At 67.5% G+C, this 18,894-nt stretch carries 17 protein-coding genes and 3 pseudogenes; 11 read left to right on the forward strand and 9 right to left on the reverse strand.

What is annotated here, in order from left to right:
- The 4 genes from AB0946_RS37720 to AB0946_RS37735 form a co-directional block, all read left to right on the forward strand.
- Nucleotides 1–466: SDR family NAD(P)-dependent oxidoreductase (locus AB0946_RS37720; protein WP_366765245.1), on the forward strand; the 466-nt coding region annotated here is incomplete at its 5' end.
- 268 nt (nucleotides 467–734) lie between these two features.
- Complete coding sequence (locus AB0946_RS37725; RefSeq protein ID WP_366765246.1) at nucleotides 735–1,757, forward strand: LLM class flavin-dependent oxidoreductase; 1,023 nt, start codon at nucleotides 735–737, stop codon at nucleotides 1,755–1,757.
- A gap of 444 nt (nucleotides 1,758–2,201) precedes the next feature.
- On the forward strand, nucleotides 2,202–3,287 hold the full coding sequence (locus tag AB0946_RS37730) for a hypothetical protein (RefSeq protein ID WP_158712500.1): 1,086 nt from the start codon (nucleotides 2,202–2,204) through the stop codon (nucleotides 3,285–3,287).
- A gap of 293 nt (nucleotides 3,288–3,580) precedes the next feature.
- Entirely contained in the window at nucleotides 3,581–7,306 is a 3,726-nt protein-coding gene (locus tag AB0946_RS37735; RefSeq protein WP_366765247.1) for an endonuclease/exonuclease/phosphatase family protein, read from the forward strand.
- A 160-nt stretch (nucleotides 7,307–7,466) separates the two neighbouring features.
- On the opposite strand, the gene AB0946_RS37740 is transcribed toward AB0946_RS37735, so the two are convergent.
- The 4 genes from AB0946_RS37740 to AB0946_RS37755 form a co-directional block, all read right to left on the reverse strand.
- Nucleotides 7,467–7,964 (reverse strand): hypothetical protein, encoded by a 498-nt coding sequence (locus AB0946_RS37740; RefSeq protein ID WP_366765248.1) that lies wholly within the window; start codon nucleotides 7,962–7,964, stop codon nucleotides 7,467–7,469.
- Between the two features lie 254 nt (nucleotides 7,965–8,218).
- Nucleotides 8,219–9,100, reverse strand: a complete 882-nt coding sequence (locus AB0946_RS37745) for an alpha/beta hydrolase (RefSeq protein WP_366765249.1) — start codon at nucleotides 9,098–9,100, stop codon at nucleotides 8,219–8,221.
- A 163-nt stretch (nucleotides 9,101–9,263) separates the two neighbouring features.
- Nucleotides 9,264–10,139, reverse strand: a complete 876-nt coding sequence (locus AB0946_RS37750; RefSeq protein ID WP_366755530.1) for an alpha/beta hydrolase — start codon at nucleotides 10,137–10,139, stop codon at nucleotides 9,264–9,266.
- A gap of 266 nt (nucleotides 10,140–10,405) precedes the next feature.
- Nucleotides 10,406–10,696: a putative quinol monooxygenase gene (locus AB0946_RS37755; RefSeq protein ID WP_366765250.1), complete on the reverse strand. Its 291-nt coding sequence runs from the start codon at nucleotides 10,694–10,696 to the stop codon at nucleotides 10,406–10,408.
- Between the two features lie 339 nt (nucleotides 10,697–11,035).
- Here AB0946_RS37755 and AB0946_RS37760 point away from each other — a divergent pair, with 339 nt between their 5' ends.
- The 4 genes and pseudogenes from AB0946_RS37760 to AB0946_RS37775 all read left to right on the forward strand — a co-directional run bounded on the left by AB0946_RS37760 (nucleotide 11,036) and on the right by AB0946_RS37775 (nucleotide 13,389).
- Nucleotides 11,036–12,031, forward strand: a complete 996-nt coding sequence (locus tag AB0946_RS37760; RefSeq protein ID WP_366765251.1) for an aldo/keto reductase — start codon at nucleotides 11,036–11,038, stop codon at nucleotides 12,029–12,031.
- 60 nt (nucleotides 12,032–12,091) lie between these two features.
- A pseudogene (locus tag AB0946_RS37765) lies at nucleotides 12,092–12,376 on the forward strand (NAD(P)-binding domain-containing protein); the annotation flags it as partial.
- Nucleotides 12,377–12,388: 12 nt separating this feature from the next.
- Nucleotides 12,389–12,658: pseudogene (locus AB0946_RS37770) on the forward strand (LLM class flavin-dependent oxidoreductase); the annotation flags it as partial.
- Between the two features lie 179 nt (nucleotides 12,659–12,837).
- A complete protein-coding gene (locus AB0946_RS37775; protein WP_366765252.1) occupies nucleotides 12,838–13,389 on the forward strand; it encodes a sigma factor in 552 nt (183 codons plus the stop codon).
- Nucleotides 13,390–13,579: 190 nt separating this feature from the next.
- On the opposite strand, the gene AB0946_RS37780 is transcribed toward AB0946_RS37775, so the two are convergent.
- Nucleotides 13,580–14,554: a hypothetical protein gene (locus AB0946_RS37780; RefSeq protein WP_366765322.1), complete on the reverse strand. Its 975-nt coding sequence runs from the start codon at nucleotides 14,552–14,554 to the stop codon at nucleotides 13,580–13,582.
- Nucleotides 14,555–14,747: 193 nt separating this feature from the next.
- On the opposite strand from AB0946_RS37780, the pseudogene AB0946_RS37785 reads away from it, so the two are divergent.
- Nucleotides 14,748–15,002 (forward strand): annotated as a pseudogene (locus AB0946_RS37785) (DUF6233 domain-containing protein); the annotation flags it as partial.
- 53 nt (nucleotides 15,003–15,055) lie between these two features.
- Here AB0946_RS37785 and AB0946_RS37790 read toward each other — a convergent pair.
- Nucleotides 15,056–15,262, reverse strand: a complete 207-nt coding sequence (locus tag AB0946_RS37790) for a DUF6417 family protein (protein ID WP_366765253.1) — start codon at nucleotides 15,260–15,262, stop codon at nucleotides 15,056–15,058.
- 432 nt (nucleotides 15,263–15,694) lie between these two features.
- A complete protein-coding gene (locus tag AB0946_RS37795; protein WP_366765254.1) occupies nucleotides 15,695–16,060 on the reverse strand; it encodes an ATP-binding protein in 366 nt (121 codons plus the stop codon).
- Between AB0946_RS37795 and AB0946_RS37800 the strand changes: the two genes are divergently transcribed.
- Together AB0946_RS37800 and AB0946_RS37805 are read left to right on the forward strand one after the other, a co-directional pair.
- Nucleotides 15,978–16,151: an STAS domain-containing protein gene (locus AB0946_RS37800; RefSeq protein ID WP_366765255.1), complete on the forward strand. Its 174-nt coding sequence runs from the start codon at nucleotides 15,978–15,980 to the stop codon at nucleotides 16,149–16,151. The genes AB0946_RS37795 and AB0946_RS37800 overlap by 83 nt on opposite strands.
- A 38-nt stretch (nucleotides 16,152–16,189) precedes the next feature.
- On the forward strand, nucleotides 16,190–16,990 hold the full coding sequence (locus AB0946_RS37805) for an aminoglycoside adenylyltransferase domain-containing protein (protein ID WP_366765256.1): 801 nt from the start codon (nucleotides 16,190–16,192) through the stop codon (nucleotides 16,988–16,990).
- Nucleotides 16,991–17,508: 518 nt separating this feature from the next.
- Here the strand turns inward: AB0946_RS37805 and AB0946_RS37810 are convergent.
- Together AB0946_RS37810 and AB0946_RS37815 are read right to left on the reverse strand one after the other, a co-directional pair.
- On the reverse strand, nucleotides 17,509–18,051 hold the full coding sequence (locus AB0946_RS37810) for a lamin tail domain-containing protein (protein ID WP_366765323.1): 543 nt from the start codon (nucleotides 18,049–18,051) through the stop codon (nucleotides 17,509–17,511).
- 567 nt (nucleotides 18,052–18,618) lie between these two features.
- The gene (locus AB0946_RS37815; protein ID WP_366765257.1) at nucleotides 18,619–18,891 is read right to left on the reverse strand and encodes a hypothetical protein; all 273 of its coding nucleotides are present in this window, start codon (nucleotides 18,889–18,891) and stop codon (nucleotides 18,619–18,621) included.
- Nucleotides 18,892–18,894 lie beyond the last annotated feature (3 nt).

Below are 18,894 nucleotides of genomic sequence, written 5' to 3' on the forward strand. Positions count from 1 at the left end.
CGTCGAGGAACTGCGCGCCGACCAGTGGCAGCGGCAGATCGACCTGAACGTCTCCGGGCTGATGAACGTCATCGGCGCGTTCACCCCGCAGCTGGTGCGGGCCGCCCAGGAGCGCGGTATCGCCGACCTGATCAACACCTCCTCCAGCGCCGCGCAGAACCTCTACCCGACCTTCGCCGTCTACGCCGGCACCAAGGCCTTCGTCTCGCACCTCTCCAAGCACCTGCGCATCGAGCTGGGCCCGAAGAAGGTACGGGTCTCCGCCATCGAGCCCGGCATCGTGGGCACCGAACTCCAGGACCACGTCACCGACACCGGCGCCCGCGAATGGCTGGAAGGGTCGAAGGACACCATCGACTGGCTCCAGTCGATCGACATCGCGCGGACGGTCGGTTTCATCGCCTCCCTGCCCCTGCGCGTCAACCTCCCGCAGGTCTTCATCATGCCCACCGCCCAGGCCAGCTGACACCGAGGCCGACCCGGCCCGGCACGGGCACCGCTGCCTGTGCCGGGGACGTGGGGCGGGCAGGGCGCGGGCGGGCTCCGCCAGGCATGCCGGGGCCGGCCTGCCGGAGGCGCCGACCGCGGCAGGTTCGGTGGTCCGTGCCCGCCCCGGTCCATCCCTGCCGCCTGCGTCGTGCGCGCCGCGCCCTACGGCGACCGGCCGGCCGGTCGCGCGGGCGGCGACAGACCCGTTCCGGCAGAACAAACACACCCCGACAGCTGGACACACTGTGAAGAAGATCGGATTTCTCTCCTTCGGTCACTGGTCGCCCAATGCGCACTCCTCCACCCGGACGGCCTCGGACGTCCTGCTCCAGTCCATCGACCTCGCGGTCGCCGCCGAGGAGATCGGCCTGGACGGCGCGTACTTCCGGGTGCACCACTTCGCCCGGCAGGCGGCCAGTCCGTTCCCGTTGCTGGCCGCGATCGGTGCGCGGACGTCGACGATCGAGGTCGGCACCGGCGTGATCGACATGCGCTACGAAAACCCGTTGTACATGGCCGAGGACGCGGGCGCCGCCGACCTCATCTCGGGTGGTCGGCTGCAACTGGGCGTCAGCCGCGGGTCACCGGAGCAGGTGATCGACGGATGGCGGCTGTTCGGCTACCGTCCCGCGCCGGGCGAGACGGATGGCGACATGGCCCGTCGCCACACCGAGGCGTTCCTTCAGGTGCTCACCGGTGAGGGCTTCGCCCGGCCCAACCCGCGGCCGATGTTCCCCAACCCGCCCGGACTGCTGCGGATCGAGCCGCACTCCGAAGGGCTGCGCGACCGGATCTGGTGGGGCTCCGCGTCGAACGCGACCGCCGTCTGGGCCGCCGAGCTGGGGCTGAACTTGCAGAGTTCGACGCTGAAGGAGGACGAGACGGGCGAACCGCTGCACGTACAGCAGCGCAAGCAGATCGAGGCGTACCGCGAGGCATACCAGAAGGCGGGCCACACCCGCGAGCCGCGAGTGTCGGTCAGCCGCAGCATCTTCGCCCTGACCAACGACCTCGACCGCGCCTACTTCGGCCGCGACCGCAACTCCCAGGACTATGTCGGCCTACTCGGCGACACGACCCGGTCCGTCTTCGGGCGCTCCTACACCGCCGAGCCGGAGGCGCTGGTGAAGCTGCTGCGGAACGACGAGGCGATCGAGGCCGCGGACACCCTGCTCCTGACCATCCCGAACCAGCTCGGTGTCGACTACAACACCCACCTGCTGGAGAGCATTCTCACCCACGTGGCACCGGAGCTCGGCTGGCGCTGACCGCGTCGCCGGCGAGCACGCCATCCCGCACCGGTGGGCCGGCTTCCCGTCGGGGGAGAAACCTGCCTGGGCGCACGCGGTGACCGGTTTCCTGCGGATCTCCGCCTGACGTCGCACGTCGGCCTGGATGTGTTGTCGGGGAAGCAGGCAGGCACACAAGTGTCACCCATGTCCGGGACATGGGTGACACTTGTGTGCCTGCCCCGCGCTTGCGGTTGCGATGGGACGTACGTTCCGCGCGATGTGGACCAAGCAGGCGTGATGGGTTTGCTTGACACATCAATCATGCTTAGAGTTTCTGCTGGCAAACACCCACCTCCACTATCTGTGCAACACACATGTGTGCCACAGGGGGTGGACGTTGTCCTGCCTGGCTGATGTGCGCCAGCGCCCCGACATTGCGTGGGATTCCGCGGCGATCGCGACGTGTCTCGCGTACGAACGATGAGTGGAGAAGAAGTGTTCAACAAGGCGAAGACGATCCGGCGTGCGGCGCCGGTCCTCGCTGCTGCCGCTGCTGTTCTCGGAGTGGCGAGCCCTGCCCTCGCCGACCTTCCCGGTGCCGGTACCGGATGGCAGCCGGTGACGTACTCGGGCGGGCAGATAAGGAGCAGCAGCACCGAGGGGGAGGCGCGGGACAACCTCAGCAACGTCCTGCACGCCTGGCGCGGCTCGGACAACGACAACATCTGGATCTCGCTGAACAACGGACCTGCCTACCCGTTGCCGGCGACGGCCGGGTCCACCGATCACGCGCAGACGTATGCCGCCCCGACGGTGATCTGGACCAACGACGGGGGCCGAGGTAACTTCCGGATCTTCCACACCGGCAAGGACGGCCACATCTACCAGCACCGCATCCAGCTGACCACCAGCTACCAGCTGCCCGGGACACTGCCCAACGCCACGCAGGTCCCCAACGACGCCCGCACCAATACCAACCAGCCCGTGGCGGCCGCGGCGCTCCCCGGCAACTCGTACATGCTCGCCTGGAACAGCCAGACCACCGACGACGTCTGGACGATGTACTACGACGCCGCGACCACGACGTTCAACGCTCCGCAGGCGGTTCCCAATGCCCGCAGCCAGGACGCGCCGTCACTCGCCGCCCAGGTGAACGACGGCAACGACCCGGCTCCGTGGAACCAGGTCGTCCTCGCCTTCGAGGGCACCGACTTCAACGTGTACATGGCGCGGCAGCAGTACGGCTCCTCCACCTGGACCAACCCGAAGAAGGTCGGGCCGTACACGACCAGCACCCCCTCTGTCGCCCTCACCGACAACGGCTACGGGGTCATCACCTTCCGGGACTACGACGGGACGATCGGCAACTACGAGATCAATCGGCACGGCGACGTCCTGGGCAACTTCAAGGACTCCGGCTACGGCTGGACCAACGTCGCCCCGCTCGCCCAGAGCAGCGGACCCCTCGTCTACGACATCATCACCGGCTCCGGCGGCGGCACCACCGGAGTGGTGTGGAAGCAGGCCGCCGACTTCCGCGGTCTGCCCACGCCCCCGGCACCCTAATGGTCCTGCCGGTCGTGGTGACCCCACACCGGTTGCCGCCTGTGGCGGGAAGCACCATGACCTCGACTGCCGCGTGAACATCCCGGTCCTGACACCGACGCCGGGCGTCGGTGTCAGGACCGGTCGCGCTTCGGCGTACGGCACGAACCGCCGACAGCAACCCGATCGCGCAGAACCGCATTTCGGGCAGCGGCGCCGAGTGACGGGACACGTCGCGCACCGAAGTGACTCGACATCGCCATCAACATCACACATTGACGCAGAAATGAGCTCGTGTGAGACATTTCAGACCCATGGCAGCACTGTTGTCCGGCCTGCTGCTGTCCATCTCCTTGCCGGCGTTCGCCTCCGGCCCGTCGACGACCGTCTCGGCGACGGCCGCAACGGTGACAGCCGGCCCTGACGCTGACGGACCGGATCTCTCCAGCGCCAACCGAACCACCTCGGCCCCCGGCCTGCCGGACTGGTCGCGCGCGGGCTACCGGAGCGGCGCGGCGCTGCCCGGCAACGGGGAGGTGACCGACGACGCGTCCTGCCGCATCTCTCCGGAACAACTGTCCTCCCAGTACGGAGTGAGAGCGGACGACGGGGCCGACGACACCACCGGGCTGCAGAAGGCGATCGACGACATCAAGAGCCAGTGCTCGCCGTCGGCCAGCTACGATCAGCTCTCGCTCATCACCTTGCCGTCCGGACGCATCGATCTGACCCGCCAGGTCTACGTCGACGCCAGCTTCCTGATCGTGCGCGGGCAGGGCTCCGGCGACGGCGGGACGAAGCTGGTGTTCCGGCCGGATCTCAACACCCGTTACGACACGGTGGTCAACGGGCGCTGGGACCAGGACAGCATGAAGGCCGGCACCGGCAGCGACGAAGGAACCGGCGGCTGGATGTGGCCGGGGCGCGGCATGTTCCGGGTGCAGACCCGGGACGTCGCCGACCGGTACAAGGATGACTGGGCGGCGGCGCCGGCCAACCGCAAGGACATCTTCGAAGGCTCCGTCAACCAGCACTGGGCCTCCGGCGTCAAGGTTGCCGCCACGGCCGACGACCCGGGGTACGCCGCCCGGCGGGGCAGCAGGACCGTGCAGCTGGTGGCGACCGCTTCCATGTCGAAGTTCACACCCGGCGGTTACGTCTGGGTGGGCGCGGCCAACAGCATCAAGTTCTACGAACAGCAGGGCGTCACCGACCCGGGCGTGATGGACGACCTCCACATGCGCCAGCAGATGTTCAAGGTTACCGGGGTCGACGCCGACGCGAAGACGGTCACGCTGGACCGCCCGCTGGAGTGGGACCTGCCGGTCGACTCCACCTCGGACGGCTCCGCGGCGCTGGGTGACAAGCCCTACGCCAGCAAGGTCACCCCGCTGCGCATCGTCGAGGGGGTGGGCTTCGAGAACTTCGCCTTCACCCAGGACATGAACGGCCTGCCCAAGCTGGGCGGCGGCACCTACCAGCTGACCGCCGACCAGGCCGTCCACAACTACGGCAACATGGCCCCCGAGTACGCCATGCACGGCATCGTGTACAAGTGGGCCGCCAACAGCTGGGCACGCGGGCTGAAGGCGACCATGACGGGTTCGCACCCGATCGTCACGGAGGACGCCCTCAACCTGCAGATCGAGCGCAACAGCTTCGACGGTGCCTGGAACAAGGGCAAGGGCGGCAACGGATACCTGCGCGGCAGCCGCGTGTGGAACTCGCTGTGGGCCTACAACCTCAGCCGCAACCTGCGCCACTTCACCTTCCAGTGGTCCGCCAGCGGCAACGTCGCCTTCCGCAACGACCTCGACTCCGACCTGAACCTGCACGGCGGCTGGGAACACAACAACCTGTTCGAACAGAACACCGTCAGGGTCCCGTACGAGCACCGCTCGGCCAACTGCCAGACGAATTGCGGCGGTGAAGGCGGCGAAATCGACCAGGGCACCTGGTACCCCATCTGGTGGGCGGCCGGCCCCAAGGCGGTCAAGTGGTCCGGCTCCTCCGGACCACAGAACGTCTTCTACAACAACACCCTGATCAAACAGACCAGTCCCGGCGGACCGTTCGAACCGTACGCGCCGTACGGCACTCAGACCGGCACCGCCTTCCAGTTCGGCTCGAAGAGCAACGCACCCACCCAGTTCGAGCCGCTGGAGACGGACGGGCAGGCGATCCCGGACTGGACCGGCCGGGAGACCCTGGACTACGTGGGGCACGGCGTCGTGCCCCTCGCCGTGGGCAAGCGACCGTCCCTGTTCCTGACCAAGACCGGTGGCGATCTGGACCCCCGTACGGGTACCGACCGAGCCATAGTCAACTGGAACATGCAAGGCGCACTGGCGGACGGAGGGCGACACAATAAGTACGATGATCTGCGCTACATGATGGAGGATGCGGCACCTCGGGGGGCTCACATCGTCCTCATCCAGGAGGCCGGAACCCCGCCGACAGGATCACGCCTCGAATTCCTCGAAGACCACGCGCAGAACGTCTGGCGACACCCGGACGGCACGTACCCCCCGGTCCGGGAGTACCGGCTCCTCGGAACCCGCAGCCGCACGGTGGGATACATATACTGGCTGCACACGAATAGCGGAACGACCAATGACGGACGGGTCAACCTCGCCATAGCCAGCAGAACACCGGTCGCCCCCCAGGACATACACGTCGTCGAGCCGGCGGACTACGACCCGGTACTTGGGCAAGGCTACTCCCGGCCCGCACTCGGAATCAGCGTGGGCGGCGTGGGATACTTCACCATCCACGCGCGAGCGGACAACCAGGGCCAGGACGCTCCCGAACTGCTGCAGAACATCCGCCACCACATGGAGCACCTGGGGGCCGGCGGCGATGAGTCGCAGCCCTGGATCGCCGCCGGCGACTACAACCGGGATCCGGGCGATCTCGCCACCGCCCTCCCCGCGGGCGTCTACAACACCGCTTCCACCGCGGCCGCGACACATCCCACAGCGGGCAGGACAGGCACACCCCATGTCCTCGATTACGCGGTCACTCCCGTGAACAACGGCGTCGACGTCTTCGGATCATCACTGCTTGACGACTACATCGACTCTGACCACTACCCCGTATGGCACTACCTCACCAATCTGCCGGACGATTCCCCGGCGCCGTCGAGTGCGCCACCACTTCCCCAGAACAACGTCGTCGTGATGAGCGCCCACACCGTCAACGTAGCGGGGTTCGCCAGTGCCGGCAGCAACGTCATCGGTGACGTGAAGTTCGACTACAAGAACCCGGGATCGAACTTGCTGTTCGACCTGAAGGAGTCGTCCGAACACCCTGGCTATCTCAACCTGCTCTCCAAGGACCCGAAGTTCTACAACTACTACCTGGGGCAAGAAGGCAGCCAGCGGGACGGCAAGATAGTGCTTTGGAAGAGCCCCGCACTGGATCAGCTGTGGAAGCCCCACTACCAGGGAGACGGAACCTGGAGCCTGGAGAACTACGCGACCAAGCAGTACCTCTCGGCCGATCTCAAGGGTGGCGCGCTCTTCGCCCACGATGCGGACGACCAGGCGCCGAGCCAGCGCTGGTTCCTGCAGGACGTCGAGGATCTGAGCGACCGCAGGGAGGTCCATCTCAAGTCCAAGGACGGCCTGCCCTGGATCCTCAACGCCTGGAACGACGCGATCAACGAGTTCCCCGTGGTTCTGGACGAGGACGACGACGCGCCCGAGGAGAGGTTCACCACGATCCCCGCGGGACGGACCGGTTCGGACGAGTGCTTCTACCTGGCCAACGACGGACGGTACGTGGCGTCGACCAACGACACGGGAGTACCCGTCGATGGCAACCAGGTCACGATGAGCGAGTTCGTGCCCCACGCCGACGGCTTCCTGTGGTGCCTGCGGCCCGCCCAGTACGGAGTGCTGCTGGCCAACCACACGGGTCCGGCGGAACGAGACGAGCCCATCTACCTCACGGGGGGCGCGTTGCACGGCCGGGTGACCGTCAGGAACCGTGCGGACTACGCGGCTGACGTGTGGGACTTCAATCCGGTCACCGAGTGATCCCCACCGCGTCACCGAGTACCTGACGCGGCCCGGTGGACTCCGTGCCCGGCCGGACAAAGGCCGGGCACGGAGTCGCCCTCGACCCCACGGGACCGCCGCGCGCCGCTTCCTGCCCGGCCTGGAGGCGTGCGTGGGCCGTCTCCTTCGGTCGGGAGGATCAGCAGGGGAAAGTGCCGCTGTACAGGGCGTGTCCGTAGGAGGAGCTTCCGGAGCCGAGGCCGTAGATGCCGTCATCGCTCCAGACCGCCTCGCGGGACCCGTTGACACAGGTCGGCGTGGGCGCGAGCGCCAAGCCCTCCAGGTTGTCGATCGGCATGACGGCCGGGTTCGTGTAGGTCACCTCCGGCACGATCGCACCGGACGCATTGACCTGCATGAAGGTGTGCGTCTCACCGCAGGTGTTGTCGCAGGTCGCGACGATGCGCTGGGTTCCGGCGTCGAACACCACGTCCATCACGGACGCCTTACCGGTCGAGACAGTGCCGAACGTGGTGAACGTGCCTTCGGAGTTCAGACCGTAGTCGCGCAGCGTGCCGTCCCACTCCAGGCCGGCGAAGTACAGGCCCGAACCGTGCAGCGGGTAGTTCGCCGGGTTGTACGCGGCAATCGTGAGCGGGTCGGTCCAACCGTTCGCGGTCAGCCAGCCGTCGGGCACGTAGCCGACGCCCTGCCGGCCGCCGACCGAGCGGTGCCGGTCCCTCCACGCGGTGATCACCGGTTCGATCAACGACCCGTCCGATAAGAGTGCGCGGGCTGCGTACCCGTTACACGACGTGCATGTAGGCGCGCTTACTGGCTGGGACCCGTTGCGCACGGAGACTGTCGTCACACGACCTACGAGCGCATGTTGACTGGGCTGCGCGAGCGCGATCGGGTGTGACATCTGTTGACCACGGACGCATCCCGCGGTTACCCGCCGGTCTCCTGGAACCATTCGCGAAGGCGTTCCAAGAGTTTCTCCGGTTGCTCTTCGGCCATCCAGTGACCCGAATCTTCGACCGCTCGCACGGTGACGTTCTCGGCGACCTCCGAGAGCATCTGCTCGGCTATGGGGAGGAAGAAGCTGGCAGTACCTCCCAGCCCCAGCACGGGCATGGTGAGTTTTCCCCTCTCTGCCAGGATGCGCTGGTTGTCTTCCGCGTCCTTCTCGAAGGCCCTGAAGAGCTCGATACCCGCTCGCATGGCTCCGGGCTGTGTGTAGTCGGCGACGTAGCGCTCCGCGTCTGCGATCGAGATCGCATCGGGGTTCGCGCTCAGCCTGACGTAGAACGAGCGAAGGTACGGGAACTCGTGGCCCTCGATGAGCATCTCGGCAGCGTTGTCCGCTGCGCCGTGCATGTGGAAGTGCCAGATTCTGTTCTCGCTGTACTTGCTCGTCGCCACGGCGCTTTCGTATCCGGCGGTGCCTGGGATCGGTGCCTCCGAGACCATGAGGCGCGCGACTTCGTCGGGCCATAGGCATGCATACGCGTAGCCCACCAGCATCCCGAGGTCGTGGCTGACAATCGTAATCGGACTCTGCACACCGAGGTGTTGCAACAACGCCCTGATATCGCCCGCCATGGTCTGCTTGTCATAGCCACCCGCAGGCTTCGACGAGCCGCCGGCCCCTCGGACGTCCGGTGCCACAACGAACCAGCCGTCAGAACGAAGCGGCTCTATGATGTGACGCCACTCCCACCAGGTCTGCGGCCAGCCGTGGATCAACACGATGGTCCGATCGTCCCCACCCTGGCCCGGGGAGGTACCAGCGGTCACGTAATGGATTCGGACACCCTCGTGCTCGAACATATTGTGGTGAAAATCAGGCATGTTACTTCCCTCGGTGAAGTTACGTCTCCGCCGCCACTACGGCCCCGTTCACACCACTCGTCGGTCAAGGCGACCTGGACGGGAATCCCCTCTCTTTCGACTCAGGGTCAATGGCTCGATCACCGCCCATGCCTCGGCTCGGCTACTTCGCGGCGGCCTGTACGTGCTTGCGGATGTGCTGCGCCCAGGTCTCGGGGGAGTCGACAGGGCTGAAGTGCCCGGTGTTCTGCATGAAATGGAGGTCGTAGTCGCTGTAGTAGTCGTCGAGCGTGTCACTCCATTCCGTGGGGAAGAGCGCGTCGCTGTCAGGCCACAGGATGGTGAGGTTCTTTGAAAACCTGTCCTCCGGCGCGGGCTTTGTCTCGTTGGCGTAAAAGGTGATGGGGTTGCCCTCGGGGTAGCGGAACCACATCGCGCCGGCGACGAATTCGCCCGGCTTCGAGTGATTCTCAGTGAGGTGGTCGAGGAGTACGTCGACTGCTGGGGAGCCGGGGGGCGACCAGCTCTCCAGGTTCTCTCGCAAAGCGGCACGCACGGCTTCAGGTTTCCCATCGATCAAGTCCTCGACCAGCCTGGTCTTGTACAGAATGGCGTGCAGGAAGGCGTTGACAGCCTTCTCCTCCAGGATTCGTCGCCCGACCCCCAGCGTCGGCGGAGCGATGACGAGAGAGTGCGCCAGGTCCGGGCGCTTCATCGCGATGGTTTGAACGGTGAAGCTTCCCACGTCGTAGCCGCACAGCACGGCGTTGCTGATGCCCAAGTCATCGATAAGTGCAATGATGGCGTCGACCTGGCCGGTGAGCGAGTACGCATTGCCGACATTCTCCAAGTGCTTGTCGGACTTCCCGTACCCGTGCAGGTCGGGGGTCAGGACGTCGACGTCATCGCCGAGAAGCGGAACCACGCGCGAGAACTCCATGTGGTCGCCCGGGTTGCCGTGAACGAGGACGACGGGCGTGCCGCTGCCGGAGCGTTCGTAGTAGTTCCGGAAACCCTGTATGGGCTGGGAGAAAGGCATGCGGATCGCCTCCAGGCGTAAGCGTGAGGATGCTTCGAAACTTTGATCGGGGTGATGGAGTCTCGACGGCCCCAGTCCTACTTCTCGTTATCAATCGGCGATGACAGCGGACGAATTGGGGTCCGGGTCAGCTAGGGCCGTCGGCAGCGGGCGATGAAGCCCACGCTCAGCGCGATGCTGTGCGGCTGAAGGCGTCGGGACCGTCGCCTCTGAACGCCGTTCTTCGAGCCCGGGACCGCATAGCTGAGGTTGTACGGGCACTCAGCTCAGCGCGGGATCTCTTCGTAGTGGTGCTCGTCGTAGGCCGACTTCAAGTAGCCATTGACGGTGTCGTTGAAGTGGATCCAGTGCGGCGTCTTGCCATGCGCGGTCAGATGCTCCTGCGACTCCCAGTGCTCGATCAGGGCATAGCTGTACGGATCGTGGTCGTTGCGCCACAGCTGGTACAGGTGGCATCCGTCTTCCTTGTTGGACTCCACCACCATGTTGTTCAGCAGTTTCAGGAACTCTGCCTCATGCTGCTGAGCCACGTCGAAGAAGACATTTAGAATGATCATCTCGACCTCCTGTCGAGAGGCGTCACACGACATCCTCCGTCGTACTGCCTCGTCGCGCATCTGGGGGTATCTCTGCCTCTACGGGGAAACCCGGGGGACGACACCTGGAGCAAGCAGGTCAGGCGATTACGTAGCAGGTCAAGCAGCGATTGGGAGTTCAGCGGGAAAGACCGTGCTCTCATCAAACAGTGTGTCGCACCGCAGTCGGCGCTGGTGCAGCCGCGAGGACCGGGGAGGCAAGCACCCCAAGCGTTGGTAGTCATGCAATAGGGACGGAGGGTGATCGCCATGGAATTCAGGCGACTCGGCCGGTCGGGTCTGCGAGTTTCTACGCTGGCCATGGGCACCATGACCTTCGGCGGTAGCGATGTCTTCGGAAACGTCGGCCAAACCGACTTGGCGGGTGCCCGGCGCCAGATCGACATGTGCCTCGGCGCCGGCATCAACCTCGTGGACACCGCCAACATGTACTCGAGGGGCGCAGCCGAGGAGATTCTCGGTCAGGTGATCGCGGGGCGCCGCGACCAGGTGCTGATCTCCTCGAAAGTCCGTATGGCGATGGGTGACGGCCCCAACGACGAGGGACTGTCACGCCACCACATCCTCGACCAGATCGAGGCCAGCCTGCGCCGTCTGAACACCGACCACCTGGACATCTACCACATCCACGAGTGGGACGGGCTGACGCCCCTCGAGGAGACCATGGAAACCCTCGACTCCCTGGTGCGTTCCGGCAAGGTCCGCTACCTGGGTGTCTCCAACTATTCGGGCTGGCAGTTGATGAAGGCGCTTGGCGTGGCCGACGCGCATGGCTATGAGCGCTTCGTCAGCAATCAGATCTACTACTCACTGGAAGCACGCGACGCCGAGTACGAGCTGGTGCCGCTCTCCCTCGACCAGGGACTGGGCATCATGGTGTGGAGCCCGCTCGCCGGAGGGCTGCTCTCGGGAAAGTATCGCCGCGGGCAGCAGGCCAGCGACGGCCGCCATCTCACCGAGTGGTCCGAACCACCCGTACGGGACCAGGACAAACTCTACGACACCATCGAAACCGTCGTCGACATCGCCTCAGACCATGAGGCCTCGCCCGCACAGGTGTCCCTGGCCTATCTGCTCGCCAAGCCCGGCGTGACCTCCGTGATCGTCGGCGCTCGCAAGGACGAGCAGCTGGCGGACAATCTCGGTGCCGTTGACGTGCACTTGAGCAGTGAGGACATCGATCGGCTCGACCAGGTCAGCGCACCCGATCTGATCTATCCGCACTGGCACCAGGCCAACCTGGCCTCCAGCCGCTTCAGCGAGGTGGATCTCGCCCTGCATCGCCCAGCCAGGTGACAGGCAAGGCTGCTGTGGGCTCTTGAGGTCCCACATGACATCAGCGACGACGGAGACTGTGTGAAGGAACCTTCTTCGTTCCGGGTTCGACGTGGTGGGGTACAACCGGAGCCCTGCTCGGGTCGCGGAATTCGTAGTTGCCGGGGGCCCGGTGTCCTATCGGTTGCGGAGGCCGTGGCCGACTCTGATGTCGTGATCACGATGCATCCTGACTCACTCGATGTAACCTCGGTCTACAACGGACCCGACGGCGTGATCGCCAACACCAGGTCCGGCTCTCTTCTCATCGACATGAGCACCGTCCGTCCCGACGTTGCGCGTTCGGTCGCGGCCACGGCCGCCGAGCATGGACTTCGCCTGACCAACGACCTCGGCCAAGCGTACTTCGGCCACGATCGCAACTCCCGCGACCCGGTCGGCACGCACGACGACGTCACCCGGTCCGTCTTCGGGCGGTCCTACGCCGCGGAGCCCGACAAACTGGTGCAACTGCTCCGCGACGACGAAGCCAACCAGGCCGCCGACACCCTCCTGCTGACCGTCCCCAACCAGCTCGGAGTCGACTACAACACCCCCCTTCTGGAGAGCATCCTCACGCACGTGGCACCAGAACTCGGCTGGCGCTGACCGCAGTCACCGGTCGACGCCCCCGCCACATGGAGACATGTCCGCCCCGGCACAGGCCGGCCCGCCCGTCGGGCACGGCGGACATGTGCACCGCCGCCGGTCACCCGCCCGTTCACATGTGACGCGGCTCACGGGAACCCTGCCACCTCCATGGAACAGGTCATGGTGTGAAGGCATCTTTGAGAACCAGGCTTCGGGCGGGTGAACCGGAGGCGTTCCGGGAGTTCGCCCAAGCGATACACCGTCATGCCCTGCGTGTCTCGGACGACTGGTCGGCGGCGGAGGAAGTCGTCTCGCTGACGTTCCTTGAAGTGTGGCGGCTGCGGGAGCGGCTCGCGCCCGGGGACGACCCGGTACGTCCCTGGGTGTACGGCATAGCGACGAACGTGCTGCACAACCGGCGTCGGGCCGTGCGCCGCCACAGTCGAGCCATGAGCCGGCTCCCCGCACCGGATGTCGTCCGCGACTTCTCCGACGAGACCGTCGAACGTGTCGACGACCGTCGCCGGCTCGCCGCCGTGAAGACGGCGGTGACGCGGCTGCCGTGGCTGAGCGAGGACCTGGCCCTACGGGCCAACCTTCGTGCACGGTCACAATACGAAGCTGCCGGAACCACTGCTGAGCGCTGCCGTGCTCTCGTCGGTCCGCTTGGTGCGCGGGGTGAGGACCGGGCCCGCCGGCGCCGCCGCGTCGCGGGCCCGGGAGCACTCAGCCTGTCGTATCCCTCGTGACGGCCGGCGCTCGAACGGGCACTTCGTCCCGAACCCTTACCTGCCGTTCCCCGGCACCTGCCGCGCTGGATGCATCACCGTCGCGCGGCATCGCTGCCACCGTGGCCAGGCGCGACGAGGTCGCGGTGGGGGCGTGCCGCCTGCGGGCCGCAGCGGTTTTCGGGTCCTGCGACCAGGTTCTGCAGAGCGGTCATGAGGCCCGGCGCAGGGGCGCGACGGCGGCCGGTCCGATGGAGTCGGGTCCGAACTTCTTCCGGATGCGGTCCATGGCCTGCTCGGCGACGAGGCGGGACTCGCGGGCGGTGTCGAGGCTGATCTGTTCGGCGACCTGGTCGGCGTCGATGAGGTCCTCGCCCCTCAGCACGATCCCGGTCAGGCGGGCGCGTTGCAGGCCGGCGGCGTCCATCAGCTGGTAGGCGAGTGTGCGCAGGTCGTCCTCGTGGGCGGAGGGTTCGGGCAGGCGGCGGGTCTTCTCCCACGTAGTGCCGCCCGCGAAGCGCAGGGTCAGGGTGAGCGCGCGGGCGGCCTGGCCGCGGTGACGGAGCTGGAGGCCGAGCCGGACGACGAGGTCGAGCAGGGCCGTCCGGACGACGGCGCCGTCCAGGGTGTGGTGCGTGAAGCGGTGGCGTACGGCCGCGGAGGCCGGCAGCTCCCTCGGGACGACGGGGCGGGGGTCGATGCCGCAGGCGCGGTCGGCGGCGAGCTGGCCGGCCTTCTTGCCCAGCAGGCGCTGCACGGTGGCCGGACAGACGGCGGCGAGCAGACCGACCGAGTGGATGCCGTAGTCACGGAGCACGGCCGCCTGGCGGGGACCGATCCCGTGCAGGGCCTCCACCGGCAGCGGGGCGAGCCAGTCGGCGACCTCGTCCGGGGAGACGGCGAGGACGCCGCCGGGACCGGTGACCTGGGCGGAGGCGGTGGCCGCGACGGTGATCGTCGGCCCGACACCGACCCGGACGTCGACCCCGAGGCGCGAGATGCACCGTATACGCAGGACCTCGCCCAGGTGGGTCGCGTCGGTGCCGTGGTAGCGCAGGGCGCCCTTCAGCTCGACCAGAGCAGCGGACGGCGGCAGAGCCTGCACCACCGGCGACAGACCGGCCAGCAGCTCCAGCACCTGCCGGTAGGTCTCCTCCCCCAGCCGGTCCGGGCAGCGCACATGCATCACCGTCGCCCGCACAGTCTCGACCTGCTTCACGCCGTTGTTCACGATCCTCACCTCCACACCCTCACGCTATCGAACGAAAATTCGAACACGCGAGTGCGGAGAGCGTGATCATGGACATAGAATCAAAAATATGTTCGATGAGTTGCCGCCTGACCTAGAGCGGCTGCGCACCTTGCGGGTGTGGCACGCGATGTGGCTGGCACGCATCGACCGCAAGATTGCGCAGCTGGTGCAGCGGCAAGCCGAACAGGAACGCGGCCGGCGGGCGAAGCCGGCACCGCCGGACTGGATCGTCGAACTCGGTATCGGAGTCGGCCGGCCGCCCGTGCAGGTCCACCGGGGCACCTGCTACATGGCGGGCAAACGGCACCGTCCCGTCGGCCCGGACGAGGCCCGCCGGCTGCTGGCCGACGGCACCAGCGCGTGCAGCCACTGCCGCCCCGACACCGCTCTCGGCATCGCCGGCTTAACCGGCCGCGGCCACCGGGCGGTGGCGACTCACTCCTGTGAGGGGACCCGGGCAGCGATCTCCTTGGCCCATCGCCCGGCCTCCGGCGCATGGGCCGTGCCCTCGGCGTTGACAAGCCGCAGCCAGTTCAGCAGGTCGTGCGCCTCCTGAAGCGTGAGCAGCGGCAGCCGCTCGCCCGCTGTCTCCACCGGCGCGAAGTCGATCTCGTCCAGGTCCAGGTCCTCGTAGCCGTCCACGACTGGGGCAACGCTCCGCACCCCACCCCGGTCACGCGACCTGGCCTCGGGCAGGAAACAGCCCCGGCCGGCGTGGCCGCCGGCCGGGGCTGAACCCGTGAAGAGTGTGATCGTGAAGGGCGGTCGCCTACGCGGCGAAAGGCAATGCGAGGCTTCAGCCGAACGATCGTCCTCGCATGCGATAGATGAGGCCCGGGGACACTGTTCCCTTCACCATCACGCCCTGTCCAACCACACCGGCCCGCCGGGCATTCCCGGTGCGGCAGGACACATCTCGTGCGAGCCGACACGCTCGCCGCAGGAAGCCCCTCACGCCGATGGGTTCAGCTCAAATCAGGGCGTCTGTATGTGCGGTCCTGGGGACTGCAGCCTTGGTCCGGCATGCTGCCGGCCCGCATCCCGCCTGAGGAGCGGACTCCGGCCGCCGCCGCCTTACAGCGGGCGGCGCCCGGAGACGGCGCCGCCCGGGTCGTCGGCCAGGGCGATGCGGGCGGTGATGCGTTTGCCGACCGGTTCGCGTTGCGCCTCGAAGCTCTGGGCGACGGCCATGACGATTTCCAGGCCGTGCTGGCCGACCCGGCCGGCGTCCGCGGCCCGGGCGATCGGCAGCACGGGGTCGGAGTCCCACACGACGACTTCGACCGTGTCACCGGTGATGCGCAGGTCGAGCAGCACGGGGCCGGGGGCGTACTTGTGGGCGCGCCAGGTCACCTTCATGGACTCCAGCGGCATCAACATCTTCATCGCCGCCCACCAAGCCCTCAGCGAGGCCGGCGGCTGGCTGCGCCTGGCCGCCATCGGCACATCCGTGATGCGCATCATCAGCCTCGTCGGCGTCGACGCCGTCATCGACTGCCGCGAGACCCTCCGCCAAGCCCTCGCCAACTGACCGACCCCCGGCCCTCTCGTGTACTCCATACTGGCGGGATGGGCGCCAAGACCGAGCTGTCTCAAGCCGTTCCTGCCGAGGTGCGGCCCTACCTGACGGAGCTCGTACGCCGCACGCGCGCGGTGTGCGGCTCCCGGCTGACCGGCGTGGTCGCGGTCGGATCCCTCGCGCTCGGCGACTACCGGCATGGCCGCAGTGACATCGACGTCACGGTCGTCGTAGAGGGCCCGCCTCAGGCCGCGACCCTGCGGGCACTGGCCGATGCTCTCGATCACCGGCAGTTGCCGTGCCCGGCGGCGGGGCTGGAACTGGTCGTCTACGCGGCGGGCTTCGCCCGTGTCCCGTCCGGGGAGGCCGGCTACCTGCTGGATCTCAACACCGGCGCTCAGCTGCCGGGCCGGACCGCCTTCGACACGGCCGGGGGACCGTCGTTCTGGTACGTCATCGACCGCTCCGTGGCCCACCAGGACGGGATTGCGCTGTACGGGCCGCCCGCATCGCAGGTGATCGCGGCGCCCCGGCCGACGGACCTGTACACCGCGATCCGGGCCTCGGTGCGCGAGCACGGCGACGGTGAGGGGCATCTCGCCGACAACCGGGTCCTCAACGGCTGCCGCTCCGTGGTCTACTGCCGCACCGGACGCTGGTTCGCCAAACGCGACGCGGCCAGGCAAGTCGCCGCCGCACAGGAGGACTTCCGTCCGCTGATCGAGGCCGCGGTCCGCAGCTTCGAACGTCCTCGCGCCGCCGCGCTGTCCCTGCCCGGTCCGCAGGTCCGGGCGTTTCTCGGCTGGGTGCGCGACCTCGTCGACGAGCACGCCGCGGCAGTCGGCGCCTGACAGGGCATTGTCGCGGTGGATGACCAGCGAGGCCGCGGTATGCCTTGACGTCATGAGGCGCCCAGTTTCCCGCGGACTCTCCGGGCCGCTTCGGGATGTGGATGCCCGAGCCTTCCCCTGCCATCTTCGAGTGCGCAGGGGTCCCGGAGTCCGGCACCGTCACCCGGCAGCTCGACGCTCGTACGATCCGCATCCCGCGTAGCCTGCGCAGACGAGACCGGGTCGACCGTCTGGACCTATTCGGCTGACGGAAGCAGCTGCACATGATCACGCCACCTGTTCAGCTCCGTGTGCGGGGGCCGGCAAGGGGGAACTCCGCTGTGTGCGTGGCGAATGCCCTCGGTGGTGTCGCGGCCGGCCCCCGAGTCCGGTCACGGCACCCCCACCGGTACACCTGTTGCGTATCCGCACGGTGTGGCGGCTGCCTGCCGCTCAGCTCGCCGTCGCCCGCAGCACGGAAGGTGGGCCGCCCCCGCACGAGGCGACCCACCCGGCGCGTCATCTACCGCCGTGCGAGGTCAGCCGCGGTGTCCGTCACGGTGGTCACCGCCGTGACGCCAGCCGTCACCCCGATGGCCGCCGCCATGACGCCAGCCGTCACCCCGGTGGTCGCCACCGTGGTGCCGGTCGTCGCCGCGGTGGTCTCGGTCGTAGCCCCAGGAGACCTCGTCGACGAACCGGTCGCGGTCGTTGCGCAGGGTCGCGGTGTCGGAGTGGTTGTCCCACACGTACGCCCGCCGGTCCTGGTACACGTCCGAGCGGCTGTCGCGGCCGATGCCGGTGTGGACGCGGACGGTGGCGCGGCCGCTCAGCCGGTAGTGGTCGAAGGTGTAGGTGTGGCCGTCCTCGTCCTCGAGGGTCCAGCCGTCCAGGTTCACCGCCCGCCGCGAGTCGTTGGTGATCTCCACCCACTCCGCGTTCAGCGAGCGGTTGGAACGGTCGTCGCGGCCTGGGGAGTCGTACTGCACGTCGCTGATGTACACCGCCGGGCGGTACGGGCGGCCGTGGTGGTCGGCGGCCGACGCCGGCAGCGCCACCGCCCCCACCACCGCAGCGGCCACACCGGCGACCGCGGTCAGACGACGGACGGAAGAAGAAACGGACACGAAGGTCCCCCTTCAGGTGCGCACACCCAGCCCAACTCGCGGCATCGAAGCCACGGTTCAGCCCGGTGCGTTGTGCTGGTGCGCAGCCGGTCGGCCGCGCACCCACACCTTCCGGCCCGCACCTCGAACCGCGAGGGATTGACGAAGCCTGTTACAGATTGAGTAGATTTCTGTGACGCTCACCTGTAATGAGCATTGATCGGCTGAATCGGGCAGACCGGTGAGGCACCGGATGCCGGGCCCTTGGAACTACCGGCCTTCAAGCGACGCATCGCCGGGCTGCGCCACCCCACTGTGACGAGCGCCCTCACCCGAAAGTGAGTAACAACCCGGCCCACCAATCCGGACGGGACGGACCCGCCGCGGGATGCACCGGCGACTCGTTACGAGAGAAGAAGGGACTGGAACCGATGCAGGCCGCACCGCTCGCGCGCTCCACGCCGCGGCCTTCCCACCCGCACCCCGGCCTCTCCTCCGGCGGCATCGCTCCCTTCGGCAGGCCTGGACGGGCTGCCCACCGGGTCAGGGGCTGTCACCGGACCAGTCGAAACGGCTGCGGTCGCCCGGGCGGGGGTCGTACAGCGCCCAGCCGTCCAGCCCGAACTGCCCGAGGTCCGTCAGCAGGGAAACACTGGTACCGATCTCATCCTGCGTCCAGCCGGTGATGTCCAGCAGCAGCCCGTCCAGCGGACCGCCGACCAGTTCGACGTAGCTCCGGCCCGCCAGCGGTCCCGGGTGGTCGGGGTCGGCGCCGTAGACCCGGCCGCGCAGCAGCTGCTCGCCGTCGCTGTTCATACC

It is taken from the genome of Streptomyces sp. NPDC046870 (genome assembly GCF_040704595.1).
Taxonomy (GTDB): domain Bacteria; phylum Actinomycetota; class Actinomycetes; order Streptomycetales; family Streptomycetaceae; genus Streptomyces; species Streptomyces argyrophylli.